The sequence below is a fragment of the Krasilnikovia cinnamomea genome (assembly GCF_004217545.1).
Lineage (GTDB): Bacteria > Actinomycetota > Actinomycetes > Mycobacteriales > Micromonosporaceae > Actinoplanes > Actinoplanes cinnamomeus.
Genome location: NZ_SHKY01000001.1, coordinates 4,239,793 through 4,255,614, shown reverse-complemented (window position 1 = coordinate 4,255,614; position 15,822 = coordinate 4,239,793). Strand labels below are relative to the sequence as shown.

The window sequence follows — 15,822 nt, the reverse complement described above, 5'->3', positions numbered from 1 at the left end:
ACTGCGGGCCAACGGCACGGCCCGGAGGGACCATGGTCCCGCCGGGCCGGAAAGCTCTTTTCGGTACGGGCGTCAGCCGAGCTTGCCCGCCAGGTTCGCCTCGAGCGCGTTCATGAACTCGTCGGTGGTCAGCCACGGCGCGTCGCGGGAGATGAGCAGCGCCAGGTCCTTGGTCATCTGACCACTCTCGACGGTCTCGACGCAGACCCGCTCGACGGCCTCGGCGAACTCGGTGACCGCCGGGGTGCCGTCCAGCTTGCCGCGGTGCTTGAGGCCACCGGTCCAGGCGAAGATCGAGGCGATCGGGTTGGTCGAGGTCTTCTCGCCCTTCTGCCACTGCCGGTAGTGCCGGGTGACGGTGCCGTGGGCGGCCTCGGCCTCGACGGTCTTGCCGTCCGGGGTCATCAGCACCGAGGTCATCAGGCCGAGCGAGCCGAAGCCCTGGGCCACGGTGTCGGACTGCACGTCACCGTCGTAGTTCTTGCAGGCCCAGACGTAGCCGCCCTCCCACTTCATCGCGGCGGCGACCATGTCGTCGATCAGCCGGTGCTCGTAGGTGATCCCAGCGGCCTTGAAATCCTCCGCGAACTCCGTCTCGAAGATCTCCGCGAACAGGTCCTTGAACCGGCCGTCGTACGCCTTGAGGATCGTGTTCTTCGTCGACAGGTAGACCGGGTAGTTGCGGGCCAGGCCGTACCGGAACGAGGCGCGGGCGAAGTCGCGGATGGACTGGTCGAAGTTGTACATGGCCTGGCCGACACCACCGCCCGGGAAGTCGGCGACGTGGAACTCCATGGGCGCCGAGCCGTCGTCCGGGGTGAAGGTCATCGTCAGCTTGCCCGCCTTGGGCGTGACAAAGTCGGTGGCCTTGTACTGGTCGCCGTGGGCGTGCCGGCCGATGACGATCGGCTTGGTCCAGCCGGGTACCAGCCGGGGTACGTTCGACATGATGATCGGCTCGCGGAAGACGACGCCGCCGAGGATGTTGCGGATCGTCCCGTTCGGGGAGCGCCACATCTTCTTCAGGCCGAACTCGTCCACCCGGGCCTCGTCCGGGGTGATCGTGGCGCACTTCACGCCGACGCCGTGCCGCTTGATGGCGTTCGCCGCGTCGATCGTGACCTGGTCGTCGGTCTCGTCTCGGTGCTGGATCGACAGGTCGTAGTACTCGAGGTCGACGTCGAGGTAGGGCAGGATCAGCTGCTCACGGATCTGCTTCCAGATGATCCGAGTCATCTCGTCGCCGTCGAGCTCCACGACCGGGTTTTTGACCTTGATTTTCGCCATCGGCCGGCGCTCCTCTCCCGGGACACATGTTTTAGCAGTACGAGCGTACTGCCTGACGGTGGGAGATCATCGCCGACCCCGTCCGTGACCACCCCGATTCCGCAAGATACCCCGCCGTTCCCGGGCGGACGTTCGGAGGGGCGAACACCGTTCCCTGTGACGTAACCGACACCGTGTTACATCGAAGTATGTCGTTGTCCAGCTTCTCCTTCCCCGTCAGCCGCCGCCGCTTCGTCGCGGGCGCCGCCGCCGTCGCCGCGGGCCCCCTGCTGATCACCCACGACGGCGGGTACGCGCGCATCCGCAACGGCCTCGGCGCCCGCGTACCCGCCGGCGTCTTCACCCTCGGCGTCGCCTCCGGCGACCCGCTGCCGGACGGCGTGGTGCTCTGGACCCGCCTGGCCCCGCAACCCACCACCGGCGGCGGGATGCCCACCCAGAACGTGGCGGTGGACTGGGAGGTCGCCGAGGACCCGGGCTTCAGCCGGATCGTCCAGCGCGGCTCGGCCACCGCCACCCCCGAGTACGCCCACTCGGTGCACGTCGAGGTGCGGGGCCTGCGCCCCGACGCGGTCTACCACTACCGGTTCAAGGCCGGCGACCAGATCTCGCCGGTGGGCCGCACCCGGACCGCACCGGCGGCCGACGCCCGGCCGTCTCGGCTGCGCTTCGCGTTCGCGAGCTGCCAGGACTACCAGGCCGGGTACTACACCGCGTACCAGCACCTGGCCGCCGAGGACCTGGCGTTCGTGGCGTTCCTCGGCGACTACATCTACGAGGGCGCACCCAATCCGGCCGCGATCCGCCGCCACGAGGGCACGGGCGAGCCGACCGGGCTCGTGCAGTACCGCAACCGGCACGCGCGGTACCGGACCGACCCGGACCTGCAGGCCGCGCATGCCGCGTTCCCGTGGATCGTGACGCTCGACGACCACGAGATCGACAACAACTGGGCCGACGAGATCCCGCAGGACCCCGACCAGCAGTCGCCGTCGGCGTTCCGGGCCCGCCGGACCGCCGCGTTCCAGGCGTACTACGAGCACATGCCGCTGCGCCGCAGCTCACTGCCCTCGGGTCTGGACATGCAGGTGTACCGGCGGCTGCGGTTCGGGACCCTGGCCAGCGTGCACGTTCTGGACACCCGCCAGTACCGCAGCGACCAGCCGGGCACCCTGGCCGGCGCACAGGACCCCACGCTGACCATGACCGGGGCGGACCAGGAGCACTGGTTGACCGAGGGTCTGCGCAGCTCCGGGGGCACCTGGAACCTGCTGGCCAACCAGGTGATGTGGGCGCAGAACGACCGCAGGGCCGGGCCGGAGCAGGTCTTCGACTACGACAACTGGGACGGCTACCGGGTCCAGCGGCGGCGGCTGCTGGAGCTGTTCGGCACCGGGCAGGTCGCGAACCCGGTGGTACTCACCGGCGACCGGCACTGCACGTGGGTCTGCGACCTGCGGCCCGACTTCGACGATCCCGCGTCACCGGTGGTCGGCGCCGAGCTCACCGGCACGTCGGTCAGCTCGGGCGGAAACCCCGACGTGGCCGCGTTCCATGCCACGTACGACCCGATCATGCGGGAGAGCCCGCACTGGCGCTACATCGACAACCGGCGCGGCTACGTCGTCTGCGACGTGGACGCCCAGCGCCTGCTGAGCAGCCTGCGCGTGGTCGACACGGTGTGGGCGCCCACCGCCACCGTGCGCACGGCCGCGCAGTTCGTGGCGGAGGCGGGGCGGCCGGGCATCGCGGAGGTCGACGAACAGGTCGCGCCCGCCACCGGCACCCCGCTGCTCGGGCCGGTCTACGACGTCCACGACGACCAGCACAGCTTCCCGTTGCGGCCGTAGCAAAGTTGAAGAGTTCCGGTCGGCTACGCGCCGAAACTCTCCAAGACCCGCACGGCAAAGGCCGGGACCGCATGGTCCCGGCCTTCCCGGTGAACGAACCTAGATCTTGGTCGGTTTCCGCCCCCGGGAGGGCGAGTATCGACCAAGATCTGCCGACTCAGAGGTCGGCGACGTCGGCCTGCTTGGCGCGGACGGCCTCGGCGGCCTCCTTGAGGCCCGCCAGCTCGGAGTCGGTAAGCTTCGTCTCGACCACCCGGCGCACGCCCTCGGCGCCGATCTCGGCCTCCACGCCCAGGTAGACGCCCGAGATGCCGTAGTCGCCGTCGACCCAGGCGCAGACCGGCATGACCGCGCCGGAGTCCTCCGCGACCGCCTTGGCCATGCGGGCGGCGGCGGCGGACGGCGCGTAGTACGCCGAGCCGGTCTTGAGCAGGGCCACCACCTCGGCGCCGCCGTTGCGGGTCCGGGTGACCAGCTCCTCGATCTTGTCTTCGGGCAGCAGGTCGGACAGCGGCTTGCCGTTGACCGTGCACCGGCTGGGTACGGGCACCATCGTGTCGCCGTGCGAGCCGAGGGTCAGGGTCTGCACCGCGCCCACCTTGACGCCGAGGGTCTCGGCGACGAAGTGGGTGAACCGGGCCGTGTCCAGCATGCCGGCCTGGCCGAGAACCCGGTTCTTCGGGAACTGGGTGGCGATCTGGGCCAACGCGGTCATCTCGTCCAGCGGGTTCGAGACCACGATGACCACGGCGTTCGGGGCGTACTTGGCGACGTTCTCGGAGACCTGGCGAACGATCTTGGCGTTGACGCCGAGCAGGTCCATCCGGCTCATCCCCGGCTTGCGGGGCAGCCCGGCGGTGATGATGACGACGTCCGAGCCCTCGATGGCCTCGTAGCCCTCACCGTTCGGGCCGGTGGTGGCGCCGACGACCTTGGTCTCGAAGCCCTCGACCGGCCGCGACTGGTTCAGGTCCAGCGCGAGACCCTCCGGCTTGCCCTCCACGATGTCGGTGAGCACCACGGTGTCGAAGATGTCGTACTCGGCCAGACGCTGCGCGGTCGTGGATCCGTAGAAGCCGGCGCCGACGACAGTGACCTTCTTGCCCATGCCTCTCCCTCCCGGAAAGCAGCCCTCCCGGAACGTGGGTGGACTTTTCCGGACCGTATCAGCCGGTTAACGATCCCTTACCTGGCAGGGGGAGTCAGCGGGAGGTGTGCCACTCGGCGCGCTCCACCACGTTGGTGAGCAGCATCGCCCGGGTCATCGGGCCGATCCCGCCGGGCATCGGCACCACCGCCCCGGCCACCTCACGGACCCCGGGCGCCACGTCGCCGGTGTACCGGCCCTTGCCGTCCTCCCCGACGACCCGGGTGAGCCCGACATCGACGACCGTGGCACCGGGCTTGACCATGTCGGCGGTGATCAACCCGGGCACGCCGACCGCGGCGATCACGATGTCCGCGGCCCGGGTGTGGGCGGCGAGGTCGACCGTGCCGGTGTGACACAGGGTCACGGTGGCGTTCTCGCTCTTGCGGGTCAGCAGCAGCCCCAGCGGGCGGCCGACCGTCGTGCCGCGCCCCACCACGGTCACCTCGGCGCCCTTCAGCGCGATGTCGTAGCGGCGCAGCAGGTGCACGATGCCGCGTGGGGTGCACGGCAGCGGACCGTCGTAGCCGAGGACCAGGCGACCCAGGTTCACCGGGTGCAGGCCGTCGGCGTCCTTGTCGGGGTCGATCCGCTCCAGGACGCGCTGGGTGTCCAGGTGCTTGGGCAGCGGCAACTGCACGATGTAGCCGTGGCAGTCCGGGTTCGCGTTCAGCTCCGCGACGACCGCCTCGACCTGCTCCTGGGTGGCGTCGGCGGGCAGGTCGCGCCGGATCGAGGCGATGCCGACCTCGGCGCAGTCGCGGTGCTTGCCGGTCACGTACGCGTGTGAGCCCGGGTCGTCACCGACCAGCACCGTGCCGAGCCCCGGGACGACGCCGCGCTCCCCGAGAGCCTTGACCCGCTGGAGCAGGTCTTCCTTGATCGCCGCCGCGGCGGCCTTGCCGTCCAGAATCGTCGCCGTCACGCGTCGATCCTGCCAGAACGCGCTCAGTCGCCGACCACCGCACCGTACGCGGTCGCGAACAGCGCCGCCTGCGCCAGATCGATCTTCGCGCCGGTTACGTCCACCCCGCGCAGCGCCACCCCGCCCAGGTCCGCCCCGCGCAGGTCCGCGCCCTTGAGCACGACGTCCTTGAGCTGCGCGCCGGACAGGTCGGCGCCGCGCAGATCGACCCGGGTCAGGTCGGCGCCGGTCAGGTCCGCCTCGCGCAGGCGCAGCGCGCCCAGCTTCGCCGCGGTCAGGTTCTGGCCGCGCAGGGACACGAACGAGAAGTCGCCGCCCTCGACCGTCAGCGGCCGCAGTCCGCAGTCGACGAACTGGCTGCCGGTGAGCTTGCACTCGGTCAGCCGGGCGTCGAAGAACGAGCACCGCTGGAACTGCGACTGCACGATCGCGCACGTCATCAGCTCCGCCGCGTTGAAGCGGACGTTGCCGAAGTGGCAGTGCGCGAACGTGCAGCCGGTGAGCCGCGCCTCGGAGAAGTCCACGTCGTGGAACGCGCAGTCCTCGTAGTGCGCGCGGTCCCACTCGACCAGGGCCCAGTCCTTGGCGGAGAAGCGCTCGTTGCGGACGACCTCCATGTCGGTCAGTGGAAGAAGTGCCGGGTGCCGGTGAGGTAGACGGTCAGTCCCGCCTTCTGCGCCGCCTCGATGACCAGGTTGTCCCGGACCGAGCCGCCCGGCTGCACCACCGCCGAGATCCCCGCGGCGATCAGCACCTCCAGGCCGTCCGGGAACGGGAAGAACGCGTCCGACGCGGCCACGCTGCCCCGGGCCCGTTCGGCGCCCGCCCGCGACACCGCGAGGTGCGCGGCGTCCACCCGGTTGACCTGGCCCATGCCCACGCCGACCGTGGCGCCGTCGTGTGCCAGCAGGATCGCGTTGCTCTTCACCGACCGGATCGCCCGCCACGCGAACGCCAGATCCCGCAGCACCTCGGGGGAGGCCGGCGCCCCGGTGGCCAGGGTCCACCCGGCCGGGTCGTCGCCGGGCGCGTCGATCCGGTCCGCGGTCTGCACGAGGATCCCGCCACCGACCTGGCGGATCTCCGCGGGCGCGGGCGACCACGGCGGCGCGACCAGCACCCGCAGGTTCTTCTTCTCGCGCAGCACCTCGACCGCCTCCGGGGCGAACGACGGCGCGACGATCACCTCGGTGAAGATCTCCGCGACCTGCTGCGCGAGCTCCACCGTGACCTCACGGTTGACCGCGATGACCCCGCCGAACGCGGACGTCGGGTCGCAGGCGTGGGCCTTGCGGTGCGCCTCGGCGACGTCCACGCCCACCGCGATGCCGCACGGGTTCGCATGCTTGATGATCGACACACACGGCTCGGCGAAGTCGTTGGCCGAGCGCCACGCGGCGTCGGCGTCCACGTAGTTGTTGTACGACATCTCCTTGCCGTGCAACTGCTCCGCCTGGGCCAGGCCCGCCGGGGCGGCCGGGTCCACGTACAGGGCGGCCTGCTGGTGCGGGTTCTCGCCGTAGCGCAGGGCGGTGTCACGGCGCAGCGCCAGGCCCGCGAACTCGGGCCACTCCGCCGGGGAGAGAGTGGTGGCGCACCAGTTCGCGACGGCCACGTCGTACTCGGCGATGTCCGCGAACGCGCGGGACGCCAGCAGCTTGCGCTGGGCGAGGGTGAAGCCGCCATCGGCGAGGGCCGCCAGGATCAGCGGGTACGCCGCCACCGAGGTCACCACCGCCACGGAGGCGTGGTTCTTGGCGGCCGCGCGCACCATGGCGGGCCCGCCGATGTCGATCTGCTCGACGCACTCGTCCTCGGAGGCGCCCGACGCCACGGTAGCGGTGAACGGGTACAGGTTCGACACCAGCAGGTCGAACGGCTCCACCCCCAGGTCGGCGAGTTGCTCGGCGTGCGCGGGCAGCCGCAGGTCGGCCAGCAGACCGGCGTGCACCCGCGGGTGCAGCGTCTTGACCCGGCCGTCCAGGCACTCCGGGAAGCCGGTGAGGTCCTCCACCCGGGTCACCGGAACCCCCGCGTCCGCCACGGTGGCGGCGGTGCTGCCGGTGGAGACGATCTGCACCCCGGCGGCGTGCAGGGCCTGCGCGAGCTCGACCAGGCCGGTCTTGTCGTACACGCTCAGCAGTGCCCGCCGCAGCGGACGGCGACCCTCGTCGGTCATGGGATGGTGACCTTTCTTCCCGTGATGGTCCAGCCCTCGCGGACCAGCCGGCCGACCTGCTCGACGAGCTGGCGGCGCTCCGCTTCCTTGATCCGCTCGGTCAGCGTCTCCTCCGTGTCGTCGTCGAGCACGGGCACGCTGACCTGGGCGATGATGGGTCCGGTGTCGACACCGGAGTCGACGAAGAACAGGGTCGCCCCCGCGATCTTCACCCCGTACGCGAGGGCGTCGCGCGGGCCGTGGATGCCCGGGAAGCCGGGCAGCAGCGCGTTGTGGGTGTTGATGTACCGGTCGCCGAAGGCAGCCAGGAACTCCGGGCCGACGAGTTTGAGGAAGCCGGCCGAGATGACCAGATCAGGCTTATGCTCGGCAACATGCGCGGTCAGCGCCGCGTCCCAGTCCTCGCGCGACGGGTAGGCCTTGACCGCGTCGACGAACGTGGGCACGCCGGCCGCCGCGGCACGGTCGAGCCCGGCGATGCCGTCGCGGTCGGCGCCGACCGCGACGACGCGGGCCCCGTACGCGGGGTCGGTGGCCGCGTCGAGCAGGGCCTGCAAGTTGCTGCCGGAGCCGGAGACGAGGACGACCAGGCGGGCGGGCGCGGGGTCTCTCACCCGAGCACCCTATCGCCGCCGCCGGAAACGCTCGCCCACGGGTCGGCATAGGGACAGCATGAGCGCCGATGATCGGCTAGGCTGCCGATCCGCTGATCGATGCGAAAACCGTCACGGATACCGTACGGAACAATTCCTGGAGGATCTGAATCGTGACCACGCCGCCGCCTTACTACGGTCCGCCGGCCCAGCCGGCCAACGACAAGACGACCCTCTGGGGTGTCCTCGGCATCGTCTTCGCCTTCTGCTGCTCGCCGCTGGGCATCGTGTTCGGCATCCTCAGCCTGATGGAGGCCAAGAAGGTGGGTAAGGAGCCCACCCTCGGCTACATCGCGATCGGGCTCTCCGCTCTACTCTTTGTCGTCGGCATCGTCCTGAACGTCACCGGTGTGCTTGGCGGCCTGACGGGCGGCAAGTCCTAAGCAGCTCCCGCACAGGGCGTCCCGGGTCTGCCGGGGCGCCCTGTGTCGTCGGTGCGCCACCCCGACGCCCGTCAGGCTCCGACCACGCCATCTGCCCGGCACGCTGCGGGCGGCGCCCGTTCCACCTCGGAAGGCAGACATGCAGCCAGGCCAGGACCCGTACCAGCAGGACCCGTACCACCAGCAGCCGCCGCCCCCGCCGGGGTCGTACCCGCCCCCACCGGACCAGGGCTGGTACCCGCCGCAGTACTACGCTCCGGCGGCGCCGCAGAACACCCAGGGCCTCGTCGGCATGATCCTCGGCATCGTGGCGCTCGTCTTGCTGCCGTGCTGCTCCTTCCTGGGGCTGCCGTTCGCGATCGCGGCCGTCGTTCTGGGCTACCTCGGCCTGAACAGGGTCACAACGGGCCGGGCCACCAACCGCGGTCAGGCGTGGGCCGCCCTCATCTGCGGTGGCGCCGCCCTCGCGCTCAGCCTGCTCTTGGTGATCTACGCGCTGGTCGCGGGCGTGTGGGACTTCACCACGTACCAGAACTTCTGATCCGTAGGCATCAATGGCGGTCGGCCGACTGCCGCCACGCGCGGGCGGCCGCCGCGCCGAGCAGGGCGGAGACCGCGACCACCCCGGCCGCGACGAGTCCGACCTGCCACGACACCGGGCCGATCTGCGCCAGCCGTCCGTCGCCCAGCGAACCACCGGACAGGCGGCTGAGGACACCCAGCAGCAGGCCCGCGACCGGCCCCGCGACCAGCGCCGATCCGATCACCAGGGGCCAGCCCGGCGCCGTGGGCGGGGGCAGTTCGCCCCGCCCGGGCGCGGCCGTCCGGCCACGCGCCAGGCGCCGGGTCAACAGCGCGCCCGCGACCATGCCCGCCAACACGGGTACGGCCAGCAGCGCCGCGCCGCCCGCCCCCATCGGACCGTCCGGCAGCCCGGCCAGCAGCGGCAGCGTGGGCAGCGGCCCGACGGTCACCTCGGTCAGCCGGATCGCGGAGTCCGCGCCCAGCGAGAAACCCGGCCCCAGCAGATAGGCGGCCGCCCACACGGCGGCGTTCACCCCGTACGCGAGGCTGACCAGGGTGATCCCGGCCTGCCCCACCACCCCGGTCCGGTACGCCGCGATGGTGTCCGCCGCCTGCCCGCCGCCGACCGCGACGGACAGCCCCGCGAATCCCGCGCCCGCGGCCAGCACCAGCAGCGCGGCCACCACCCCGGTGCGCGACCCGTGCCGCAGCACCGCCGGGACGCGCCTGGCCAGCGGGACCACCGCGTCCGTGCCGTGCAGCGCCCCGAACAGCGCGCCGACCGTGCCGATCAGCAGGAACGTGAGGGCTGCCCGGCCCACCGACACCGCCGTGCCCCGGCCGTCGACAACGGCCGCGGCCGCCGCACCCAGCAGGGCGTACGCCGCGCCGACCGCGCCCGCGACCAGCAGGGCGGCCCGGGTGGAGCCGGTGCGCCGGACCCCGACGGCCCGGGTGACGTGCAGGCCGGCGCGGCTCAACCGCCAGATCACGAGCGCCGTGAGCAGCAGCGGGGTGAGGGCGAGCGGACCGATCGAGGTGCCCAGCGGCACGCCGTGGCCCAGCAGCCACCCGGCGAGGCCGGCGTGGGCGGCCCCGGCCAGCCCCCCGGCCCCCTCGAACGTGCGGGCCAGCCCGATGACCGCGGTGACCGGCAGGTAGGTCAGCAGCGCCGCCCAGAGCGTCGCGAACCCGGCCGCTACCGGCAGCGGCGCCCGGGGCCGCCGTGGCGGCACGGGCAGCCGTACGGTGTCGCGCCGGGCCAGCATGGCGGCGTCGACCCGGACGGTGTCGCGGCGCGCCGGATCGTCCCCCTCGGAGTCGTCGTCGGAGCGTGCGCGGCCCGAACGTTCGGCGGTGTCGCCGCGCGGGCCGAGGGGCACGGTGTCGCGGGTCGCCGGGTCCAGGCGCACGGTGTCCCGGGTCGCGGCGGCGCTGACGTCGACCAGCAGGTCGAACTCGACACCCGCCGAGTTGTCGCGGCGCGGCGCGGGCGTACGGGTGTCGAGGGGCACGGTGTCGCGGGCGGCCAGGTGGGCCGCCTCGGCGGCCGCCAACCGGTCCTCCGAGCCGGCACGTCGACCGTCGGGAGGATCGGGTGTGGTCGGCATCGTCGCCTACTTTTCCACGCGGAATGGCGTGCGGCGATGGTTTTCCCGCCCCGAACGACCACGGCGAGGGTTTTCCATGTACGAACGCCCGAAACGCGGCGCGCCGCCGCTCGGATGTGGGGCATCCGGGCGGCGGCGCGCCGTGACGGTGACCGGGATCAGCTCATGACCTCGCGCATCAGGCGCGCGGTCTCGCTGGGGGTCTTGCCGACCTTGACACCGGCGGCCTCCAGGGCCTCCTTCTTGGCGTCGGCGGTACCGGCGGAGCCGGAGATGATCGCGCCCGCGTGGCCCATGGTCTTGCCGGGCGGCGCGGTGAAGCCCGCGATGTAGCCGACGACCGGCTTGGTGACGTGCGCCTTGATGAAGTCGGCGGCCCGCTCCTCGGCGTCGCCGCCGATCTCACCGATCATGACGATCGCGTCGGTGTCGGGGTCGTCCTGGAACGCCTTGAGGGCGTCGATGTGGGTGGTGCCGATGATCGGGTCACCGCCGATACCCACGCAGGTCGAGAAGCCGATGTCGCGCAGCTCGTACATGAGCTGGTAGGTCAGGGTGCCGCTCTTGCTGACCAGGCCGATGCGCCCGGCGGGCGTGATGTCCGCGGGGATGATGCCCGCGTTGGACGCGCCCGGCGAGGCGATGCCGGGGCAGTTCGGGCCGATGATGCGGGTCTTCTGCCCCTGCGCCACGTTGTGCGCCCAGAACGCGGCCGAGTCCTGCACCGGCACGCCCTCGGTGATCACCACGGCCAGCGGGATCTCGGCGTCGATGGCCTCGACGACCGCGGCCTTGGTGAACTGCGGCGGCACGAAGATGACCGTGACGTCGGCGCCGGTCTCCTTCATGGCCTCGGCCACGTTCGCGAAGACGGGCAGGCTGGTGCCGTCGAAGTCGACCGTGGTGCCGGCCTTGCGGGGGTTCACGCCGCCGACCACGTTGGTGCCCGCGGCCAGCATCCGGCGGGTGTGCTTGGAACCCTCCGAGCCGGTCATGCCCTGGACGATGACCTTGGAGTCCTTGGTGAGCCAGATAGCCATGTCGTCATACCCCCGCAGCCGCGAGCTCAGCGGCGCGCTCGGCCGCACCGTCCATCGTGTCCACCCGCTGGACCAGCGGGTTGTTCGCGCCGTCGAGGATCGCCCGGCCGGCCTCGGCGTTGTTGCCGTCGAGGCGGACGACCAGCGGCTTGGTGACCCTCTCGCCGCGCTGCTCCAGCAGGGCCAGGGCCTGCACGATGCCGTTGGCGACCTCGTCGCAGGCGGTGATGCCGCCGAAGACGTTGACGAAGACCGACTTCACCGACGGGTCGGACAGCACGATCTCCAGGCCGTTGGCCATGACCGCGGCGCTGGCGCCGCCGCCGATGTCGAGGAAGTTGGCCGGCTTGACCCCGCCGTGCCGCTCCCCCGCGTACGCGACCACGTCGAGCGTCGACATGACCAGGCCCGCGCCGTTGCCGATGATGCCGACCTCGCCGTCGAGCTTGACGTAGTTGAGGTCCTTGGCCTTGGCGGCCTGCTCCAGCGGGTCGACCGCGGACTGGTCCACGAGGGCCTCGTGGTCCGGGTGCCGGAACGACGCGTTCTCGTCCAGGGTGATCTTCGCGTCCAGGCAGAGGACCTTGCCGTTGCCGGTCTTGGCCAGCGGGTTGACCTCCACCAGGGTGGCGTCCTCGGCGACGAAGGTCTGCCAGAGCTTCACCGCGATGTCGGCGACCTGGTCGGCGACCTCGGCGGGGAACTGCGCGGCGGCGACGATCTCGCGGGCCTTGGCCGCGTCCACGCCCTTGTTGGCGTCGATCGCGATCTTCGCGACCTTGTCCGGCTGCTCCTCGGCGACCTGCTCGATCTCCATGCCGCCGGCCACGCTGGCGATGCACAGGAAGGTGCGGTTCGCGCGGTCCAGCAGGTACGAGAAGTAGTACTCGTCCGCGATGTCCGCGGTCTCGGCCAGCATCACCTTGTGCACGGTGTGGCCCTTGATGTCCATGCCGAGGATGTCGCTGGCGCGGGCCTGCGCCTCATCCGCGTCGGCCGCGAGCTTGACGCCGCCGGCCTTGCCGCGGCCGCCCACCTTCACCTGCGCCTTGACGACGACCCGGCCGAGGCGCTCCGCGATGGCGCGGGCCTCCTGCGGGGTCTCGGCGACGCCGCCGCCCAGCACGGGCAGCCCGTGCCGTTCGAACAGGTCGCGCCCCTGATACTCGAACAGGTCCACGTGTCCCCTTTCGCTCGCGACGCGTTGCTGACGGCAAGCCGCACCTTTGCGTCCCGACCTGTGTCCGCGGCGCGCCGATGCGGCGCCGCAAGCGTGAGAGAGTCTCGGCTCCTGCGCTGCAGGGAGGCCTCACCCGCAGACTAGCGACCGGCCCGGCGCCCCTGCCTGGGCGGGGGTTCGGTGTGCCGGACCGCACAGGCCCGGCGCCCGCGCGGCGACACTGCGAAAAAGTGGTAACAGCGCGCGTAACCCTGCGAGAAAGGCGTCGTTGAGTGTGTTGTCGGAGCGCTGACAACGCACCGGCGAGCAGGCGGCCGATGCCCTGTCGGTCGAGGGGTGGCGGCGGGGCGTCGTGCATGGAGGGGCCGGACGTGTGAGGGGTGCGTCCGGCCCTTCCCCTTCGCTCGTACACGGGCGATTTGGCCGCTTGGTGGTGGGGTCAGCTCACCCGACCGGGGTTGCGACATTGGCGCGTACCCATTCGATGATGGACGCGGTGGTCGCACCGGGGGTGAATATCTTCGCCACCCCGAGTTCTTCCAATTCGACGATGTCGTCGGCCGGAATGATGCCGCCGCCGAATACCACGATGTCGCTGGCGTCGCGCTCCGTGAGCAGTTCCAATACGCGGCGGAACAATGTCATGTGGGCGCCGGAGAGCACGGAGAGCCCGATCGCGTCGGCGTCCTCCTGGACGGCGGTCTCGACGATCTGCTCGGGCGTCTGATGCAGCCCGGTGTAGACGACCTCCATGCCGGCGTCGCGCAGCGCGCGGGCGACCACCTTGGCCCCGCGGTCGTGCCCGTCCAGGCCCGGCTTCGCGACGACGACCCTGATCCGTTCTTGCATTGCGACCCCTTCGTCGACCAGCTTCCTGAACGAACGGTAACCCCCCACCGTTGAACCCGGGAAGCGATCGCTCCGTACTACCGGTCGGCGTGCGGTGCACTCTTCCGCGCGGAGCAAGCACCCGAAAGCGTATTCCGGATCACATGACTATCTGCTCGGGAGGCAGTTACACAGCGCTAGCAACGAGGTCGATCAGAAAAGGTCACGAAGTCGGACATTAGCAGTCGAATACGTCCCGGAAAGTGTCAGGGAATTGGCGCTGCGACTTGTGACGCGCGTTGCGTTTCGTTACCGTGGCCCACGGCTGTCAACCGGTTAACCCCGAACCGACGGCTCGGCCAGCCACCGTTCACCTGGTGTTACTCGCCTGATGGCGGCCGCCTTGTTGTCAACGACGGAGGGTCTGATTCGTGCGCCAGCGCTTGTCGTCTGAGCCCGATCGCTACCGCGGCCGACGCCGCGTTCCCACCCCTCCGCGCAGCCGTTACGCCTACGTCGCCGCCTCCGCCTTCGTTGGAGCCGGTGTCGTCGCCATGGGCGCCGGTAACTTCCCGGACGCCAAGGCGGTCAGCCCGACCGTCCTGCACAACCTCGAGAACGCCTCCGCCGCCTCCAGCCAGATCGCCGACCGCGCCGCCGACCCCGGCCGCGCCTCCCGGAGCCAGCAGCGCGGCACCGACAAGGCGGCCAAGGCCAGCGAGGTGAAGGCCGAGGACGTCTGGCTGCTGCCCCTCGACGAGTACACCTTCACCTCGCCGTACGGGGTCCGCTTCGGCAAGCTGCACGCCGGCATCGACCTGGCCGCCCCCGAGGGGGTGCCGTACAAGGCGGTGCACGGGGGCACGGTGACCGCCGCCGGCTACAACGGCGCCTACGGCTACTCGATCACGATCCAGAGCCCGGACGGCACCGAGACGATCTACGGGCACTCCCGCCGGGTGCTGGTCAAGACCGGTGACGTCGTCAAGGCCGGTCAGGTCATCGGTGAGGTCGGCAACACCGGCTATTCGTACGGCACCCACCTGCACCTCGAGATCCACGTGCACGGCAACCCGACCGACCCGATCACCTTCCTGCGGGACCGGGGCGTCGACATCAAGCTCCAGGTCGAGTCGATCTACGCCGGGCTGGCCTCCGAAGCCTCCTGAGCCACCGCTCATCTGCGTCGCATCTCGGGTGCAACCCGGGAGGTAAGCGACGTCACATTTGCCCTCTCCTCATGGTCCGCCGGGCGTCGCCGACAGGAAATTGTCGGACAAGGAACCGGATCCAGGGAGGGCTTCGCACCGTGCAGCATCGAGCGAAGCACCAGGCGGGTGGCCGGCACCGCCGTACCGATGCGCTGCACAGCCATCGCGCTCCCCGTACCCCGCTGGTGCCGCTGGTCGTCGGCGAGCGCAACCGGTACGTGGTGACCGCCGCCGCGCTCGTCGCCGGAGTCGGCGTCGCGGGTGTTTCCGCCGCCGCCGCGAGTTCGTACGGGGCCGCGACTGCCGCCGCCAAGGCGAATCTGCATCCCGCCGCCCGGACCCAGGTCAGCCCCGCCCCGACCCCCGTCAGCCCGACCACCCCGGCCGGGGGCGTGCCCGCCGGGGCTGCCACCGGAATGCCCACCCCGGGGCAGGCCGGCGTCGCGGGACTGCCCGGCGCCCCGATCACGGTGCTGCCCGGCACCACGCCGCAGCCCGCCGCCTCCGGAGGCCAGTCCGGCAACGGCGGCCTGTCGTGGCAGGCGCCGCGCCGCAAGGCCAAGCCGGTGCCCGTGGTCGCCTGGGTCAACCCCATGCCCGGGGCCACCACCACGTCCTGCTTCGGCGAGCGCTGGGGCCGCATGCACGAGGGCGTCGACCTGGCCGCGCCGGACGGCACCCCGATCCGGGCCGCCGGTGCGGGCCTGGTCGTGACCGCCGGGCCCGCCGAGGGGTACGGCAACGCCGTGCTCATCGACCACGGCAACGGCTACCTCACCCACTACGGGCACATGTCCAAGATCACGGTGAAAGCGGGCCAGCGGGTCAAGGCCGGTGACCAGATCGGCAACGAGGGCTCCACCGGCCACTCCACGGGGCCGCACCTGCACTTCGAGGTGCACGAGGGGCGCTACAAGAACCCCGTCGAGCCCACCGCGTGGATGCGCCAGCGCGGCGTCGACATCGGCGGCTGCGGGGAGCCCGCCGGTCCGCCGAAGGACTGA

Annotated in this window: 15 protein-coding genes; 5 read left to right on the top strand and 10 right to left on the bottom strand. The window is 71.3% G+C overall.

What is annotated here, in order from left to right:
- Positions 1–72: 72 nt before the first annotated feature.
- Positions 73–1,287 (bottom strand): NADP-dependent isocitrate dehydrogenase, encoded by a 1,215-nt coding sequence (locus EV385_RS19330; RefSeq protein WP_130510730.1) that lies wholly within the window; start codon positions 1,285–1,287, stop codon positions 73–75.
- A gap of 188 nt (positions 1,288–1,475) precedes the next feature.
- On the opposite strand from EV385_RS19330, the gene EV385_RS19325 reads away from it, so the two are divergent.
- Positions 1,476–3,137 carry an alkaline phosphatase D family protein gene (locus EV385_RS19325; protein ID WP_130510729.1) on the top strand — a complete coding sequence of 554 codons (1,662 nt, stop codon included), beginning with the start codon at positions 1,476–1,478 and terminating at the stop codon, positions 3,135–3,137.
- Positions 3,138–3,294: 157 nt separating this feature from the next.
- Here EV385_RS19325 and mdh read toward each other — a convergent pair whose 3' ends face one another.
- The 5 genes from mdh to purN all read right to left on the bottom strand — a co-directional run bounded on the left by mdh (position 3,295) and on the right by purN (position 8,002).
- Positions 3,295–4,245 (bottom strand): malate dehydrogenase, encoded by a 951-nt coding sequence (mdh, locus tag EV385_RS19320; protein ID WP_130510728.1) that lies wholly within the window; start codon positions 4,243–4,245, stop codon positions 3,295–3,297.
- 94 nt (positions 4,246–4,339) lie between these two features.
- On the bottom strand, positions 4,340–5,209 hold the full coding sequence (locus EV385_RS19315) for a bifunctional methylenetetrahydrofolate dehydrogenase/methenyltetrahydrofolate cyclohydrolase (RefSeq protein WP_130510727.1): 870 nt from the start codon (positions 5,207–5,209) through the stop codon (positions 4,340–4,342).
- A 23-nt stretch (positions 5,210–5,232) separates the two neighbouring features.
- Positions 5,233–5,826, bottom strand: coding sequence for a pentapeptide repeat-containing protein (locus EV385_RS19310; RefSeq protein WP_130510726.1), 594 nt, complete (start codon positions 5,824–5,826; stop codon positions 5,233–5,235).
- 5 nt (positions 5,827–5,831) lie between these two features.
- Complete coding sequence (gene purH, locus EV385_RS19305; RefSeq protein WP_130510725.1) at positions 5,832–7,388, bottom strand: bifunctional phosphoribosylaminoimidazolecarboxamide formyltransferase/IMP cyclohydrolase; 1,557 nt, start codon at positions 7,386–7,388, stop codon at positions 5,832–5,834.
- Positions 7,385–8,002, bottom strand: a complete 618-nt coding sequence (purN, locus tag EV385_RS19300; protein ID WP_130510724.1) for a phosphoribosylglycinamide formyltransferase — start codon at positions 8,000–8,002, stop codon at positions 7,385–7,387. The genes purH and purN overlap by 4 nt, the downstream gene beginning before the upstream one ends.
- A 152-nt stretch (positions 8,003–8,154) precedes the next feature.
- Between purN and EV385_RS19295 the strand changes: the two genes are divergently transcribed.
- Positions 8,155–8,424, top strand: coding sequence for a DUF4190 domain-containing protein (locus EV385_RS19295; RefSeq protein WP_130510723.1), 270 nt, complete (start codon positions 8,155–8,157; stop codon positions 8,422–8,424).
- A 139-nt stretch (positions 8,425–8,563) separates the two neighbouring features.
- Complete coding sequence (locus EV385_RS19290; RefSeq protein WP_130510722.1) at positions 8,564–8,965, top strand: DUF4190 domain-containing protein; 402 nt, start codon at positions 8,564–8,566, stop codon at positions 8,963–8,965.
- A gap of 10 nt (positions 8,966–8,975) precedes the next feature.
- On the opposite strand, the gene EV385_RS19285 is transcribed toward EV385_RS19290, so the two are convergent.
- From EV385_RS19285 to icmB, 4 genes are all read right to left on the bottom strand, one after another.
- Entirely contained in the window at positions 8,976–10,559 is a 1,584-nt protein-coding gene (locus EV385_RS19285; RefSeq protein WP_207229871.1) for a cell division protein PerM, read from the bottom strand.
- Between the two features lie 158 nt (positions 10,560–10,717).
- Positions 10,718–11,599 (bottom strand): succinate--CoA ligase subunit alpha, encoded by an 882-nt coding sequence (gene sucD, locus EV385_RS19280; protein WP_130510721.1) that lies wholly within the window; start codon positions 11,597–11,599, stop codon positions 10,718–10,720.
- 4 nt (positions 11,600–11,603) lie between these two features.
- Complete coding sequence (gene sucC / locus EV385_RS19275) at positions 11,604–12,779, bottom strand: ADP-forming succinate--CoA ligase subunit beta (RefSeq protein WP_130510720.1); 1,176 nt, start codon at positions 12,777–12,779, stop codon at positions 11,604–11,606.
- Positions 12,780–13,223: 444 nt separating this feature from the next.
- Positions 13,224–13,628: a coenzyme B12-dependent isobutyryl CoA mutase small subunit gene (gene icmB / locus EV385_RS19270; protein WP_130510719.1), complete on the bottom strand. Its 405-nt coding sequence runs from the start codon at positions 13,626–13,628 to the stop codon at positions 13,224–13,226.
- A 410-nt stretch (positions 13,629–14,038) separates the two neighbouring features.
- Between icmB and EV385_RS19265 the strand changes: the two genes are divergently transcribed.
- Complete coding sequence (locus EV385_RS19265) at positions 14,039–14,776, top strand: M23 family metallopeptidase (RefSeq protein ID WP_130510718.1); 738 nt, start codon at positions 14,039–14,041, stop codon at positions 14,774–14,776.
- A 140-nt stretch (positions 14,777–14,916) separates the two neighbouring features.
- Entirely contained in the window at positions 14,917–15,822 is a 906-nt protein-coding gene (locus EV385_RS35725) for a M23 family metallopeptidase (RefSeq protein WP_278044995.1), read from the top strand.

Excerpts from the sequence above, each read along its gene's own strand:
- icmB (WP_130510719.1), bottom strand. The coding sequence starts at position 13,628 with ATGCAAGAACGGATCAGGGTCGTCGTCGCGAAGCCGGGCCTGGACGGG.
- EV385_RS19310 (WP_130510726.1), bottom strand. The coding sequence starts at position 5,826 with ATGGAGGTCGTCCGCAACGAGCGCTTCTCCGCCAAGGACTGGGCCCTG.
- mdh (WP_130510728.1), bottom strand. The coding sequence starts at position 4,245 with ATGGGCAAGAAGGTCACTGTCGTCGGCGCCGGCTTCTACGGATCCACG.
- EV385_RS19325 (WP_130510729.1), top strand. The coding sequence starts at position 1,476 with ATGTCGTTGTCCAGCTTCTCCTTCCCCGTCAGCCGCCGCCGCTTCGTC.
- EV385_RS19290 (WP_130510722.1), top strand. The coding sequence starts at position 8,564 with ATGCAGCCAGGCCAGGACCCGTACCAGCAGGACCCGTACCACCAGCAG.
- sucD (WP_130510721.1), bottom strand. The coding sequence starts at position 11,599 with ATGGCTATCTGGCTCACCAAGGACTCCAAGGTCATCGTCCAGGGCATG.
- purH (WP_130510725.1), bottom strand. The coding sequence starts at position 7,388 with ATGACCGACGAGGGTCGCCGTCCGCTGCGGCGGGCACTGCTGAGCGTG.
- EV385_RS19285 (WP_207229871.1), bottom strand. The coding sequence starts at position 10,559 with ATGCCGACCACACCCGATCCTCCCGACGGTCGACGTGCCGGCTCGGAG.
- EV385_RS19330 (WP_130510730.1), bottom strand. The coding sequence starts at position 1,287 with ATGGCGAAAATCAAGGTCAAAAACCCGGTCGTGGAGCTCGACGGCGAC.